This is a genomic window from Vibrio sp. 1CM7H, from assembly GCF_023161645.1.
Taxonomy (GTDB): Bacteria; Pseudomonadota; Gammaproteobacteria; order Enterobacterales; family Vibrionaceae; genus Vibrio; species Vibrio diabolicus.
In genome coordinates this window covers 26,953-40,535 of sequence record NZ_JALNTV010000001.1, presented here as the reverse complement: position 1 = coordinate 40,535, position 13,583 = coordinate 26,953, and the positions used below count along the sequence as shown (strand labels likewise).

The following is a 13,583-nucleotide window of genomic DNA, read 5'->3' as shown; positions in this document are numbered from 1 at the left end:
CTGCATTTGCAGGGCTTGAATTTTAAGGTGTTAATGCATTTAGAGATTAAACTGCAATCTCTCCACCGTCTTCACGTCGAATGACAACCGTCGCAGCTCGTGGACGCACAGAAACACCAGCAGGCGTTTCTTCGGCGGCATCTTCACTGTATGGCCAGTTGCCTGGGTGCTGAATATTCACAAACAATGATTTGTAATCAGGGCTGATAGTAAAGCCTGTCACTTCACAACCATTTGGTCCAACAAAGAAGCGTTTAAGCTCCGCTTGGTTATCCGCACCAATCACTGCTTGGTCACCATTCTCATCTGTTAGCTTAGATGGCACAACGGCCAACATTTGATCATTAGTGTAAGACGTAACTTCATCTGCGCCGTTATCGGTCTGAATCCACAAAATACCACGGCCATCAAACGCTAATCCGTCAGGGCTAGCAAACTGGTTTAGCTCATTCAGGCCAGAACGGTTGGTATCTGCATCACCATTTGCTGGCGAACCAAAGACAAAGATATCCCAAGTAAAGTCTGTAGCTGAAGCCCCTTCATCCCAACGAATAACGTGACCAAACTTATTGTTCAAACGTGGGTTCGCAGGATTGGTTTCATCAGTACGGCGCGTATTATTCGTCAATGTTAAGTAAACCGAGCCTGTGAATGGATCAACCGTACACCACTCTGGGCGATCCATTGGGGTTGCCCCAACGAGGTCAGCCGCGCCTGCCGTATTAATGATAATTTCAGCCAATGAGTTAAAGTGATCCGCTAACGTACCACCAGATTTTGTTACGCTATCAAGAGTCAACGGCAACCAAGTACCTGTGCTATCTTCATTGAAGCGCGCCACATACAGTGTGCCTTCGTCCATGTACTTATCGCCTGTCGCTAGGCGGTTTTCCGAGTTTGCATCTGCAGGATCCCACGATGCCGCAGATTCAAATTTGTATAGGTACTCAAAGCGAGAGTCGTGACCAGAGTAGAATACCACTGGTTTGCCTTCTTCAAGCTTACCAAACGTACAGCCTTCGTGACGGAAACGACCTAGTGCAGTACGCTTTTTCGCACGCGAGTTTTGCGTGTAAGGGTCAATTTCGACGATGTAACCGTGACCATTGGCTTCATTACGGTAATCATCCATTGCACTTGCTCCTGTTGGAGCCACGTTAAAACGAGAGAACTCATCGAGACGCTCTTCTGCATTTCCTGCAAGTGTTTCCCACAAGTAGCGTGTGCTTTGGTCATCAACACCAATGCGATCTTGTTCTTCTGTACGAGTCCCGGCATTAACAAAGTAACCTGGCCAGTTCTCTTCACACGTTAAGTACGTGCCCCACGGCGTATAGCCGTTGCCACAGTTGTTTAACGTACCACGTGCTTGGCTACCATCTGGCGAGAAACGAGTGACGGTTAGTGACGTGTGCGCCACTGGGCCAGATAAGTCCATTGCTGTCGCACCAGTGTAACGGCGGTTTAGTGGATCAGTATCGACTAGCTTCCACATGTTATTTTCAAGCTGAATACGAACCACTGACACACCGTGCGCGTTAATCTCTTTACGCACTTCATCTACAATGGTACGTACGCCATTTTCAACCGTCGGACCGTTTGGATGCAGTGCTGATGTATCAATATACTCGTGGTTAATACATAGCAAGCCATCTGTGGTGCTATCGTTCAATGGGAAAAAATGCATGCCGTCATGGTGCATGCCTAGCGCATTTAACTGATCGGTACTGGTGTTGGTACCATCATTTTGCCATGCGCTGCCTTGTGCATTAAGTGGTGTTCCCCAAGGTACCAATACTTGTGCGGTGTAGCCTTGTGGAATTGAAACGGCGTCAGTGAGTGAGCCAGGGATAGATTCAAAGTTAAGAACGGCTTTAGATACGCCCGAGCCACTGCTTACTGTACTTCCTGAGTCAGACGAATTACAACCAGCCAATCCGAAAGCACCAAACGCTGTCATCGCACTGATACCTAAACCACCTTTTAGAATGCTGCGTCGAGATAGGCTCGCTTCTAATACTTCTTCAAATGGTTTGTTTTCACTTTGGTTATAACGCGTCGCGTCAAAGGTTTCCTTGCTCATTTTTACTTTCCCGATCTTATAGTTTAATTAATAAATAAGTGATTAGTTGAACGGCAAGAAGTTTGGAGAAGAAAAATGACAAAAGTGCTTAAAACATATGAAACTTGTGTTTCAGCAGTGCAGCAAACTCAGCAGCGTTACCAATTGAGCAATTAAGTTTTGGTCACATAATCACCAACTGTATCGCTTCATTCTGATTTTACTTGGGCTAAAGTGTGATAGAAGGTATAAGGTGTACGAATTCAAATCATCTACGAGAGATAATCATGAAATTAGACAAGATCGATAACAAGAGCCGTCGTATCCGTAAAAAGCTGTTCTTAGGTGAGTTCGCAATCCTAGGTTTCGAGATCAGCTGTGAAACAGACATCAACGACTTCGACCGTTACGATGCATTCGTTGATGACTTTATCGACTACATTGATGGGCTTGGCCTTTGCTTCGGCGGCGGTGGTCTAGAACTGTTTGAAGGCTTCCTATGCTCTACTGACCGTTACGGCAGTGCTACTGAAGAGCAAAAAGCACAAGTTATTGCATGGTTAGAAGCACGTCCAGAAGTGAAAAGCGCAAAAGCTGGCGACTTGGTTGACGCAAACTACCTGTAAGTAACAGAGTCATACTAACAATAATAAAAAGCTGGTCTCCGGACTGGCTTTTTTACTTTTGGAAGTGTGTGATAGTAAAAGTAGAGTGCTGGGAGGTTGTGCGGAGTGAATGTGATTGTGGCGTTTTTGAGCTGGCAATCAGCGGGAAACGGCGTTCCACTGCCAGCTCGTGCCTTTAGGTATCATTAACTATGATTTTTTAGCTGGTGCGTCTTTCGTGTCTTTCCAGTATTGAATACGCACACGATGTAGCTGAGCTCTTCTAGTCTTTTTCATAGTAAAATCCCTCATCTTATATAAGTAACGCTCCTTATGGAGCTTATTGTCTAAGGTCGAATCCCCTTAAATCTATAAGGGAACCAATTATTTAACCGTGACCAATTTCACAACATAATGATAATTACCGATTTCTTGCAGTCATCTTTGGCTAGTAAACGGCGTATTATCTCTCTGACACGGTTAACTTACTCACCAGATATGACAGAAAAATGGCAATCAAGTTCCCTATATTATCTGTCACTGAATCTTAATAATGATTCCTGAAAAATTTTGCAAGTAAGATATCAATTGCCCATCACTTTCAACCGAGCAACTCTTTTCGCGTTCGTGATCGCAGTTGTGTGCAACCCAATTAAGGCTGGATTCGCTGCTGATATTGCTGGCGGTACTCGCGTGGCGTAAGCCCTTTATACGTTTTGAAGTGACGATTAAACAGGGCTTGGTTTCGATACCCTACTCTCTCAAACACAATTCCAATCGGCAAAGGCGTTGATTGCAGCAAATCTGCGGCATGGTTGATCCGCAATTTCATTAGGCGTTGGCTAAACGGCTCTTTAAAGTGCTTTTGAAACAATCTTGTGACCGCACTGTCACTCAGTGATAAATGGTTCGCCAAGTTCGCGAGTGTCACTTTGCTAGCAAAGTGCTGTTCGAGATACGCGTTGACACTTGCCACTCGTTCTCTTTCCTGTAATTCGTGTTCACTCATCGATAAATAAGAGTGAGTCATCAGTGTTTTCGCTCCTTCATCGTGAGCAATCAGAGACAAAACATGGAGAAATCTAGAGAGTTGCTCCATTGCAGGAAACGTCATGAGCTCATGCAGAAGATCCACAACGTGCTGAGCTGTCCGCTCAGAAAACACCACACCTTTGTTGGCCGCTTTTAAAAGCGGATCAAGCTTTCTAAGCTCTGCGCAATAGAACATCAAATTGGCAATCCACTCACGCTTAAACCAGATTACATGAGTCTCGCACTTGCTCTCAACCAATGTGGAATGAATAGAGTGAGGCACACCTGGAGCGATCAATAGCATTTGGTTGTGAGTCACTTCTAATTCGTGATGACCAATATGCAAACTGCCAGTGAAGTGGCGATGGATGACTAATTCAAACACATCATCGTGAAAATGGAGATCGTACTCTTTTTCTGGCTCATCAATGCGACGATAGCGCCAAGAAAAACCTGGTCTTTGTGGTACTTTTTCGATGTGTGCCATTGGCTACTCCACAAAATAGTATTGTTTCACGCTCAAATAATATCAGTATTGCCAGCTTAATCTTCATCACGCCGAAATAGTATTGATATTAAGCGGCATACTATCAACTTTGTGTCGTCACGCTCCTTATTGTTGCCTTGAAAGACAAGATAACTAAGGAGGCTTTCATGAGTCACTTCACTGTCAAGCTACGCCAAGCCCTGCACAAAACACGTGATGAATGGGCAACATTCACCATCAAAGAAATGGAAATTCCACCTAACACTATCGCTAAATTTTACGGCTACAAATCGAGTTGTGATCTTGAGCAAATTCTTAAACAGGATGAAAACGACACCAATTCGGACATTTGCTCGACACCTTGTGCGACATCTCTCACAAGCAATGTAAGCAAAACGACCATCACTGACTAAGATAAAATCGAAAAATTAACATAAACCATTGAAAATTATAACTTATACTATTTCAAACAATATTCACTGCCAAAGTTTTTTTACCTAGCTAATTGAGAGTAATCAGCAAAACATCAATACTGATTGTGTCGACAGGATGTTGGCGGGAACAGGAAAAAAGCCTAATGGACTAGGTATCTTCAGGATGAAGATTTGGTAGCTTAGGATGAGTTATCAGCAAGGACGTAGTTAAGCTCTAGGATAGAGTTCGCCCGTCAGGATGATAGGCAAGAATGGACACCGCTAGGAAGGCGATGAACAAGGAACTCGGTTAAAGGACTTAACCACAATCAAGGATAGATGCAGGGAGCACCTATAGTAGCCGGATTGCTGCGAAAGAGAATAAGCCCCGTCTGGGAAACCAGGCGGGGTTTTATTTTGTCTGCTATTTATTATTCGCTAGGCACCTAATTCTCTTGCGTCGATTTATTTCGTGCCGTGCTATCATTTTCTCTACGTCTTTCAGCAAGCTCACAGCAAATCTCACATTATGCTTAATCCTGTTTGGTTACATACATTTAAGACATTGATTAAAGTCGGTCATTTCACACAAACGGCAGAAAAACTTTTTATGACCCAACCTGGTGTCAGCCAACACATCAAAAAGTTAGAGCAAAGTTGTCAGCATGCGCTGATCAAACGTGAAAACAAAAGCTTCGAATTAACAGAGCAAGGTCGGATTGTTTACGCCTACGCGCTGGAGTTAGAAGAAAGAGAGAAAGCGTTGCTCGAAGAACTCAGTTTTGATGATGCATTTTCAGGTCACTGTAAACTGGCCTGTTCTGGCGCAATGGCATTGATGCTGTATGGCCCTCTTTTAGAAAAGCAAAAACAGCACCCAGGCTTATCGCTGCATTTAGAAGCCGCACCCAATCACTCGATTCTCAATGCAATAACGGAAGGGAGCATTGATATTGGTATCGTAACTGATGTTCCTCACAAAGGTTTATTTCACAGTGAAAGAATTGGTAAGGAGCAGTTGTGCTTAGTCCTACCTAATCAATACCGCGAAAAGCAGATAACACCACAACTCTTGCACGACTGTGGTGTCATTGCCCATCCTGATGCCAAGCACTACATGACGCTGTTTTTTGACCAATGCGCGGAACAAGAGCTCCAAGAAATTAAGATGAGCGATTTACCATTATCCGGCTACGTGAATCAATTAAGCCAAATTTTACTACCTGTGAGTAAAGGACTCGGCTTCACCGTGCTGCCTCAAAGTGCTGTCGACAACTTCCCACAAAAAGATACCTTGCACATCGCACAACTGAAAAACACCGTGTGTGAAGAGTTATTTTTAGTTCGCAAACGCAGTCGTGTTCTGCCACTGCGCTATCAAACAATTAAAGATGTGTTATTGGACGTCATCACAAACTCAAAACAAACTACAGAATAGCCTAACGTTTTAAACTCGTTGTAATCCGTTTGCTTAAAAAAGCCCACAGACAACTTCCAGCTTACAACGCAGGGAATGCCCGATGATTCAACAAATTATTTTTGTCGTAACAACGAGTTTTTTTCGTTTTCTTCTCGCGAGAAAAAAACCTAAGGTGCGCACCTCTAACGAAGTGGTTGTCCAACCACACATCTAAATCGTTGAAGTCAGTAGGTAATATCACCTAAATATCACATACCTGCTGCATTCTATACTCTATACTTATATTTTTAATTTGGTACTGACTTACTAAGGAATTGCCATGCGTATTGCTATTCTCTCTCGTAATGAGAATTTATATTCAACCATGCGCCTAAAACAGGCAGGTGAAGAGCGTGGACATCAAGTAGACGTCATCGATACTCTGCACTGTTATATGGACATTACGAGCAACAACCCTAAGATCCGCTATAAGGGTGAAGAATTGCCACAATACGACGCTGTGATTCCTCGCATCGGTGCATCCATCACATTCTACGGTACCGCGGTTGTACGTCAGTTTGAAATGATGGGCACATTTTGTGTCAACGAATCGGTCGCGATCAGCCGCTCTCGTGACAAATTACGCTCGTTGCAACTGTTATCGCGTAAAGGCATCGGCTTGCCGCGCACTGGCTTTGCTCACCACCCTGATAACATTCAGGACGTGATCAAAAATGTTGGTGGCGCACCTCTAGTGATTAAATTACTAGAAGGAACTCAAGGCATCGGTGTTGTGCTTGCTGAAACCAACAAAGCAGCAGAAAGCGTGATCGAAGCATTCATGGGGTTGAAAGCAAACATCATGGTGCAAGAGTTCATCGAAGAAGCTAAAGGCGCTGACATACGTTGCTTTGTTGTCGGTAATAAAGTGATTGCAGCGATGAAGCGCCAAGCGAAAGAAGGCGAGTTCCGCTCTAACTTACATCGCGGCGGCTCTGCACAGTTAGTGCGACTAAGCAAAGAAGAACGCGCTACTGCGATTAACGCGGCAAAAGTCATGGGGTTAAACCTATGCGGTGTAGATATCCTTCAATCTAAAAACGGCCCCGTGGTAATGGAAGTGAATTCTTCACCAGGTCTTGAAGGTATCGAGCTCGCTACAGAAAAAGACGTTGCTGGTATGATTTTCGACTTTATCGAGAAAAACGCAAAACCACACGCAAACCGTACTCGTGGTAAAGGTTGATAATTGTTTGAGTGAGAGCCTGCTTAGTAGGCTCTCGTATTACTCATCGCTAGGATGACACTATGAATCAGAAAATGATCATTGGGAACGCCGAAGCTATTTGCTTACCTGAGTTAGGGATTACTCACCTTGAAGCGCGCATTGATACGGGCGCACAAACATCTTCATTGCATGTAGATAACATTGATTGCTTTGAAAAAGATGGTCAGTCTTACGTTGCATTCGATCTGCACCCGGATGTTTATCATTTAGAACAAGTGGTTCGCTGCACAGCGAAGCTAAAGGCAAACCGTAAAGTGAAATCTTCAAACGGTACCTTTGAGCATCGCTGCGTTATCACCACCATGCTGCGCATGGGTGACAAACAATGGCCAATCGACATTACGTTGACCAACCGTGAAAAAATGACTTACATGATGCTGTTAGGTCGTCAGGGCATGGCAGACAAAGTGCTGGTCGACCCTAGCCAATCTCATTTATTGGCATCTTAACCCCGTAGCTTCAGATGAGTGATCGAACGTTTTTGTTGAGCATCACTCGTCTAGCTTTATCTTCGTCTACTTCCTACTAAATAGCGCAAACAACAAGCCCTTAGCTTTAACCTTTGTGACGCGCCAATGGGTCATCGGCTTAGTCGGCGCAGTATGCAGAATGTGCTGATACGCTTTCTCATCAAAAGTCACCTCTCCCCCATGCGCCAAAAGCAAACATTGCGGATCCATCTCAAACACACGCTTTAATGATTGGCGATATTGGTTTGGATGAAATATGGGAAACGGCGCAATCAGGTGTTTCTTAACCTGCACCATCAAATCCGCCACATACAATACATCTTGTTCAGAATGATAAACCGACAAATCTCTATCGGTATGTCCCTGCGTTTCTAGTACCTGCCAATCATCAAACCCCGGAATACACTCTCCATCGATGAGTTCGATATCGGGCTTTAACTTGCGCGAATACCACAGGTTTTGCTTTGGTTTACGCATCCGGTTCGCCATCCAGCGCGCTAACATCAAATCGGTCAAATGCATTAGCCAACCATCTACACCGCTATACCATTGGCTCTCTCGCTTTGCGGCCAATAGCTTACATCCAGTTAAATCACGCAGTTTGTGTGCGCCACCAGCGTGGTCTGGATGCATGTGAGTTACAACGACCAACTTTAGGTCAGAAAAAGGACGATGGAGTTGATGTTCAATAAAATCTTTAAGGTGAGGGATATCTGCTCGACTTGCACCATCAAGCAACATTAATTTATCGGGATATTCGGCGAGATACATGGTCTGAATGTATCCCTGAATTCTGTGCAGCTGCAAAATATGTCCTTATTTGAGTGAGATTTTTCATGACCGCTTCCATGCTGGTCAGACCAACTATAACAGCTGAATGGACGCTCTGGTAAACAAATGTTCACATCAGCGCACGACAAGAAATCATAATCGAGATGATAGATTTTAATCATTAGACTCAGCGGCACTTTTATCCGTTAATGCGCGCACACGGAGTTCGTGTCAGGGTATGAGGTTAATGCCTCATGATTTGCTTTTTTGTACTTTTCCTTCTAGTTAATTAAGGACTTAAGTACATTTTTGTGAGAATAGAGTTGGAAAAAGCAACTAAATTAGACCGCATCCGCGCGGACTACAACGTTCACTACTGGAGCCAAGGTTTCTACGGTATTGATGACCAAGGCGAGGTTTACGTATCACCTCGTAGTGATCGTGCACATCAAATCCCTTTCAGTGCCATTGTAAATGAGCTAGAAGCGAAGCAGTTAAATCTGCCTGTATTAGTGCGCTTCCCGCAAATCGTGCACCAACGTGTGCATGGAATTTGCCACGCTTTCAACCAAGCAATTGAAGAATACCAATATCCAAACAAATACCTGTTGGTGTACCCAATTAAAGTAAACCAACAACGTGAAGTGGTGGATGAAATTCTAGCGAGCCAAGCTCAACTAGAAACCAAACAGCTTGGTCTTGAAGCGGGTAGCAAGCCAGAATTGTTGGCAGTACTTGCATTGGCTCAACAAGGCAGCTCCGTGATCGTGTGTAACGGCTATAAAGACCGTGAGTATGTGCGTCTTGCACTGATCGGTGAAAAGCTAGGTCACAAAGTATTCATCGTACTAGAGAAGCTTTCTGAGCTGGATCTGGTGCTAGAAGAAGCGAAAAGCTTGGGCGTAAAACCGCGCCTTGGTTTGCGCATTCGCCTCGCCTCTCAAGGTGCGGGGAAATGGCAAGCAAGTGGCGGTGAAAAATCGAAGTTTGGTTTGTCTGCATCGCAAGTGCTCAGCGTTATTGATCGTCTGAAACGCGAAGGCAACCTAGATGCGATGCAACTGGTTCACTTCCACCTTGGTTCACAGATGGCAAACATCCGTGATGTACGTAATGGTGTGAATGAGTCTGCACGTTTCTACTGCGAACTGCGCGCACTGGGTGCAAACATCGAATACTTCGATGTAGGCGGCGGTTTGGCAGTCGACTACGACGGCACACGCAGCCAATCATCGAACTCGATGAACTACGGCCTTGCAGAGTACGCACGTAATATCGTCAACACAGTGGGCGACGTGTGCCAGCAATACGAACAACCGATGCCAGTGATCATTTCTGAATCCGGTCGTTCACTAACAGCGCACCACGCTGTGTTGATTTCTAACGTAATTGGTACAGAAACATACCAACCGGAAGAAGTGCATGAACTTGGCGCAGATGCTCCACTATTGCTACAAAACATGTGGCGAAACTGGGAAAACTTACAAGATGGTACCGACGCTCGCGCGTTAATTGAGATCTACAACGATACCCAAAGTGATTTGGCAGAGGTACACTCTCAATTCGCAACTGGCGTGCTTAACTTGGAGCAACGTGCGTGGGCAGAACAACTGTCACTGCGCATTTACTTCGAACTAAGCCGCAAGATGAGCACTAAAAATCGCTTCCACCGTCCGATTCTGGACGAGTTGAACGAACGTCTTGCAGATAAGTTCTTCGTGAACTTTTCTCTCTTCCAATCTCTACCAGATGCTTGGGGTATTGATCAGGTGTTCCCTGTTCTGCCACTTTCTGGTCTTGGCGATGCGGAAGAGCGTCGTGCGGTAATGTTGGACATCACCTGTGACTCTGATGGCGCGATCGATCACTACGTTGATGGTCAAGGCATCGAGAGCACGCTACCCGTACCAGCTTGGAGCAAAGACAAACCGTACCTAATGGGCTTTTTCCTAGTAGGCGCATACCAAGAAATCCTTGGTGACATGCACAACCTATTTGGTGACACCCACAGTGCAGTAGTCAATGTTGATGAATACGGTCAATTTGAGATCAGTTACATCAATGAAGGTGATAGTGTAGAAGACATGATGCGCTACGTTCATATCGACGTGGATGCGATTCGTGACAATTACAAACAATTGGTTTCCCAAAGAGTTGAAGCCAATGAACAAGCACAAATCCTAGCAGAACTAGAACAAGGTCTAGCGGGATACACCTATTTAGAGGACTTCTGATATGAATGATTTGTTTACTAAAACCGATTATTCGCTTTACTCCAACTCTATGTCGTTTTTACGTCTACCGTACATTCGTAATCCGGTATCGGCAGACGCAGACGTTGTGGTGCTAGGGGTTCCTCTGGACATGGCTACATCTGGTCGTCCTGGCGCGCGCATGGGGCCAGATGCGATTCGCCGTGCCTCAGTCAACTTGGCATGGGAAGGTAAGAAGTTCCCGTGGGACTTCAACGTATTGGATAAGCTGAAAGTGATCGACGCGGGCGATCTCGTGTTCGATTGCGGTGATGCGGAAGATTTCACTTACCGTCTAGAGGCGGCAACCAGTGAAATTCTAAAAAGCGGTAAAACCATGTTGGGATTGGGCGGTGACCACTTCATCACACTGCCTATCCTGCGTGCCTACGCGAAGCATCATGGTCAAATGGCTCTGATTCACTTTGATGCTCATACGGATACCTACGCAAATGGCAGTTCATACGACCACGGTACAATGTTCTACCATGCGCCGAAAGAAGGCTTGATCTCTGCGAAGAACTCCGTACAAATCGGTATTCGTACTGAATACAAACAGCAGGATCACGGCTTTAATGTGATTAATGCGATGCAGGCGAATGACATGTCGGTGAACGAGATCTTAGAAGAGATTCGTCGTACCGTCGCAGATAAGCCAGTGTATGTTACTTTTGACATCGACTGCTTGGACCCAGCCTTCGCACCAGGAACAGGTACACCCGTTTGTGGTGGCTTGAACTCAGACAAAGCACTGAAGATCATTCGTGGCTTAGCCGGTATGAATATTGTGGGTATGGATGTTGTAGAAGTATCGCCTCCGTACGACCACAGTGATGTTACCGCATTAGCAGGAGCAACCATCGCGCTAGAAATGCTTTACGCATACGCATCTGGCCGCGAATAAACATAATCATTTCTAAGGGAGCTTCGGCTCCCTTTTTGTTCATGGTGCCTTCTCCAGTCTTTTCTTCGTTCGAACCATGTCTTGCTCTGGCTAACCAAAACAATTCTTCTCCCCTCGATTTTAACCATAAAAACCAATGACCTATAAGTGAGTTTACATTCACAACAAATAAGAAATTTAACGTAATTCAACAAAGAAAAGCAGCCTATTTCCGAATGCAAATAAAGATTAGTTTTTCTAATGCATATTATAGATTTTTATCTTGCTCAACTTCACACTTTTCGATTGCTAATTGTACACGCAAAGACTAATATCTCGCGCAAATAGCCCCGTAACACCAAAAGTCTGTTGGCACTCTGCATTAGAGCGCTAAGGGTTTTTACGTCTTAAATTTTTTGGAGAGATACGCAAATGTCTGCTTCGTTTCCATTAGCGAAACTTACCTTTTTAATCGCAATATTGACTGCCGTGGGTCAAATGACCCAAACAATGTACGTGCCTTCAATCGGTCATATGGCGGGTGAGTTTTTGGTGTCTGCGTCATCACTTCAAGCTGTGATGGCTTGTTACCTAATTCCATATGGCTTATCGCAATTCGTGTACGGTACGTTATCGGACCGCTTAGGTCGCAAGCCAATCATCATAGCAGGCCTACTTATCTACATCGTAGGTACATTGGTGGCGCTCTTTGCACACCAATTTGAATGGTTCTTGATTGGTAGTTTCATCCAAGGTTTAGGTATTGGCTGCGGTGGTGCGATGTCACGTACTCTGACTCGCGACTGCTTTGAAGGTTCTGAGCTACACAGAGCAAATAGCTTAATCAGCATGTGTGTGATTTTCTCACCATTGTTGGCTCCCGTGCTTGGCGGCTACTTAACCGAAGCGTTTGGCTGGCGCTCTAGCTACCTATTCTTAGCGCTGTTTGGCATTGCAGTGGTGATTACCATGATGACCAGCATGATGGAGACGCTACCAAAAGAGAAACGCAAGTTCGAACCAGTAGCCAAAAGCTACAAACACGTTTTATCAGATCGCCGCTTCCAAGGCTTTTTGATCTGCCTAGTTGCGACGTTTGCTGGCGTAGGTGTGTTCGAGGCAGCAGCTGGGGTATTGCTAGGTGGTGTATTGGCATTACCAGCGACCACAGTAAGTTTGCTGTTTATCTTGCCAATCCCTGGTTACTTGGTGGGTGCGGGCTTATCTAGCTACATCGCGCAGCGTCGCTCTGAGCGTCGTGCTTTAAATGTTGGCTTGGTATCGATTTTTGTTGGCTCTGCTATTGTGCTCATCCCTGGCTTGTTTGGTTTAACCACGGCGTTAACGCTGGTTGGTGGCGCAACCGTGTACTTTTTGGGTGCGGGTATCCTATTCCCAGCCGCAACAACCGGAGCAATTGCGCCATTCCCATACCATGCAGGAACAGCAGGCGCGACATTGGGTGGCATGCAAAACTTGGGAGCAGGTATTGCGACCTTGCTTGCATCACTATTTCCAGCGCATAACCAGATGCCACTAGGTGTTTTGATGATGGCAATGTCGGTAATTGCAATGCTTGGGCTCATGTGGGTAAATCGAGCGCACAACCACTCAAACGAAGTGCCGCAAGTCATCTGATCATTATCGACTAACGTTCAAAATCCAAAAGGGACACACTAAACTAGTGCGTCCCTTTTTCATATCACACTATATCGATTTACCGATGAGAATGATTTAACTTTCGAATTGATATTTGTTAAAAATAACAGCTGCTTACACAATGTGTTTTCAGCTCCCTTCAAATTGAGTAGCCAACTCGGAAATATTGAGAATTCTCACTTTTTCGGCACACCCCATAATAAAGAATGGACAACTGAAAACCACTAACGAAATGAAAGCCCAGCCCTCAGGATGAGGCCAC

At 45.0% G+C, this 13,583-nt stretch carries 11 protein-coding genes; 8 read left to right on the top strand and 3 right to left on the bottom strand.

Features of this window, described 5'->3' with window-relative positions; all coding sequences use genetic code 11:
• Nucleotides 1-46 precede the first annotated feature (46 nt).
• A complete protein-coding gene (locus MSG33_RS00195; protein WP_248379319.1) occupies nt 47-2,083 on the bottom strand; it encodes a PhoX family phosphatase in 2,037 nt (678 codons plus the stop codon).
• 266 nt (nt 2,084-2,349) lie between these two features.
• On the opposite strand from MSG33_RS00195, the gene MSG33_RS00190 reads away from it, so the two are divergent.
• Nucleotides 2,350-2,688: a 50S ribosome-binding protein YggL gene (locus MSG33_RS00190; RefSeq protein WP_005393599.1), complete on the top strand. Its 339-nt coding sequence runs from the start codon at nt 2,350-2,352 to the stop codon at nt 2,686-2,688.
• A 631-nt stretch (nt 2,689-3,319) separates the two neighbouring features.
• On the opposite strand, the gene MSG33_RS00185 is transcribed toward MSG33_RS00190, so the two are convergent.
• The gene (locus MSG33_RS00185; protein ID WP_006741243.1) at nt 3,320-4,186 is read right to left on the bottom strand and encodes an AraC family transcriptional regulator; all 867 of its coding nucleotides are present in this window, start codon (nt 4,184-4,186) and stop codon (nt 3,320-3,322) included.
• A gap of 167 nt (nt 4,187-4,353) precedes the next feature.
• Between MSG33_RS00185 and MSG33_RS00180 the strand changes: the two genes are divergently transcribed.
• The 4 genes from MSG33_RS00180 (at nt 4,354) to MSG33_RS00165 (ending at nt 7,735) form a co-directional block, all read left to right on the top strand.
• Complete coding sequence (locus tag MSG33_RS00180) at nt 4,354-4,599, top strand: hypothetical protein (RefSeq protein ID WP_248379318.1); 246 nt, start codon at nt 4,354-4,356, stop codon at nt 4,597-4,599.
• Nucleotides 4,600-5,128: 529 nt separating this feature from the next.
• The gene (locus MSG33_RS00175) at nt 5,129-6,037 is read left to right on the top strand and encodes a LysR family transcriptional regulator (protein ID WP_248379317.1); all 909 of its coding nucleotides are present in this window, start codon (nt 5,129-5,131) and stop codon (nt 6,035-6,037) included.
• A 301-nt stretch (nt 6,038-6,338) separates the two neighbouring features.
• Nucleotides 6,339-7,244 (top strand): 30S ribosomal protein S6--L-glutamate ligase, encoded by a 906-nt coding sequence (rimK, locus tag MSG33_RS00170; RefSeq protein WP_005393586.1) that lies wholly within the window; start codon nt 6,339-6,341, stop codon nt 7,242-7,244.
• Between the two features lie 62 nt (nt 7,245-7,306).
• Entirely contained in the window at nt 7,307-7,735 is a 429-nt protein-coding gene (locus tag MSG33_RS00165; protein ID WP_005393584.1) for a RimK/LysX family protein, read from the top strand.
• Between the two features lie 66 nt (nt 7,736-7,801).
• On the opposite strand, the gene MSG33_RS00160 is transcribed toward MSG33_RS00165, so the two are convergent.
• The gene (locus tag MSG33_RS00160; protein ID WP_005393582.1) at nt 7,802-8,527 is read right to left on the bottom strand and encodes an MBL fold metallo-hydrolase; all 726 of its coding nucleotides are present in this window, start codon (nt 8,525-8,527) and stop codon (nt 7,802-7,804) included.
• A 323-nt stretch (nt 8,528-8,850) separates the two neighbouring features.
• Between MSG33_RS00160 and speA the strand changes: the two genes are divergently transcribed.
• The 3 genes from speA (at nt 8,851) to emrD (ending at nt 13,300) form a co-directional block, all read left to right on the top strand.
• Nucleotides 8,851-10,761 (top strand): arginine decarboxylase, encoded by a 1,911-nt coding sequence (speA, locus tag MSG33_RS00155; RefSeq protein WP_248379316.1) that lies wholly within the window; start codon nt 8,851-8,853, stop codon nt 10,759-10,761.
• A gap of 1 nt (nt 10,762) precedes the next feature.
• Nucleotides 10,763-11,683, top strand: a complete 921-nt coding sequence (gene speB, locus MSG33_RS00150) for an agmatinase (protein WP_005393578.1) — start codon at nt 10,763-10,765, stop codon at nt 11,681-11,683.
• 411 nt (nt 11,684-12,094) lie between these two features.
• Nucleotides 12,095-13,300 (top strand): multidrug efflux MFS transporter EmrD, encoded by a 1,206-nt coding sequence (gene emrD, locus MSG33_RS00145; protein WP_005393574.1) that lies wholly within the window; start codon nt 12,095-12,097, stop codon nt 13,298-13,300.
• The last annotated feature ends 283 nt before the right edge of the window (nt 13,301-13,583 follow it).

Excerpts from the sequence above, each read along its gene's own strand:
- MSG33_RS00195 (WP_248379319.1), bottom strand. The coding sequence starts at position 2,083 with ATGAGCAAGGAAACCTTTGACGCGACGCGTTATAACCAAAGTGAAAAC.
- MSG33_RS00190 (WP_005393599.1), top strand. The coding sequence starts at position 2,350 with ATGAAATTAGACAAGATCGATAACAAGAGCCGTCGTATCCGTAAAAAG.
- MSG33_RS00185 (WP_006741243.1), bottom strand. The coding sequence starts at position 4,186 with ATGGCACACATCGAAAAAGTACCACAAAGACCAGGTTTTTCTTGGCGC.
- MSG33_RS00180 (WP_248379318.1), top strand. The coding sequence starts at position 4,354 with ATGAGTCACTTCACTGTCAAGCTACGCCAAGCCCTGCACAAAACACGT.
- MSG33_RS00175 (WP_248379317.1), top strand. The coding sequence starts at position 5,129 with ATGCTTAATCCTGTTTGGTTACATACATTTAAGACATTGATTAAAGTC.
- rimK (WP_005393586.1), top strand. The coding sequence starts at position 6,339 with ATGCGTATTGCTATTCTCTCTCGTAATGAGAATTTATATTCAACCATG.
- MSG33_RS00165 (WP_005393584.1), top strand. The coding sequence starts at position 7,307 with ATGAATCAGAAAATGATCATTGGGAACGCCGAAGCTATTTGCTTACCT.
- MSG33_RS00160 (WP_005393582.1), bottom strand. The coding sequence starts at position 8,527 with ATGTATCTCGCCGAATATCCCGATAAATTAATGTTGCTTGATGGTGCA.
- speB (WP_005393578.1), top strand. The coding sequence starts at position 10,763 with ATGAATGATTTGTTTACTAAAACCGATTATTCGCTTTACTCCAACTCT.
- emrD (WP_005393574.1), top strand. The coding sequence starts at position 12,095 with ATGTCTGCTTCGTTTCCATTAGCGAAACTTACCTTTTTAATCGCAATA.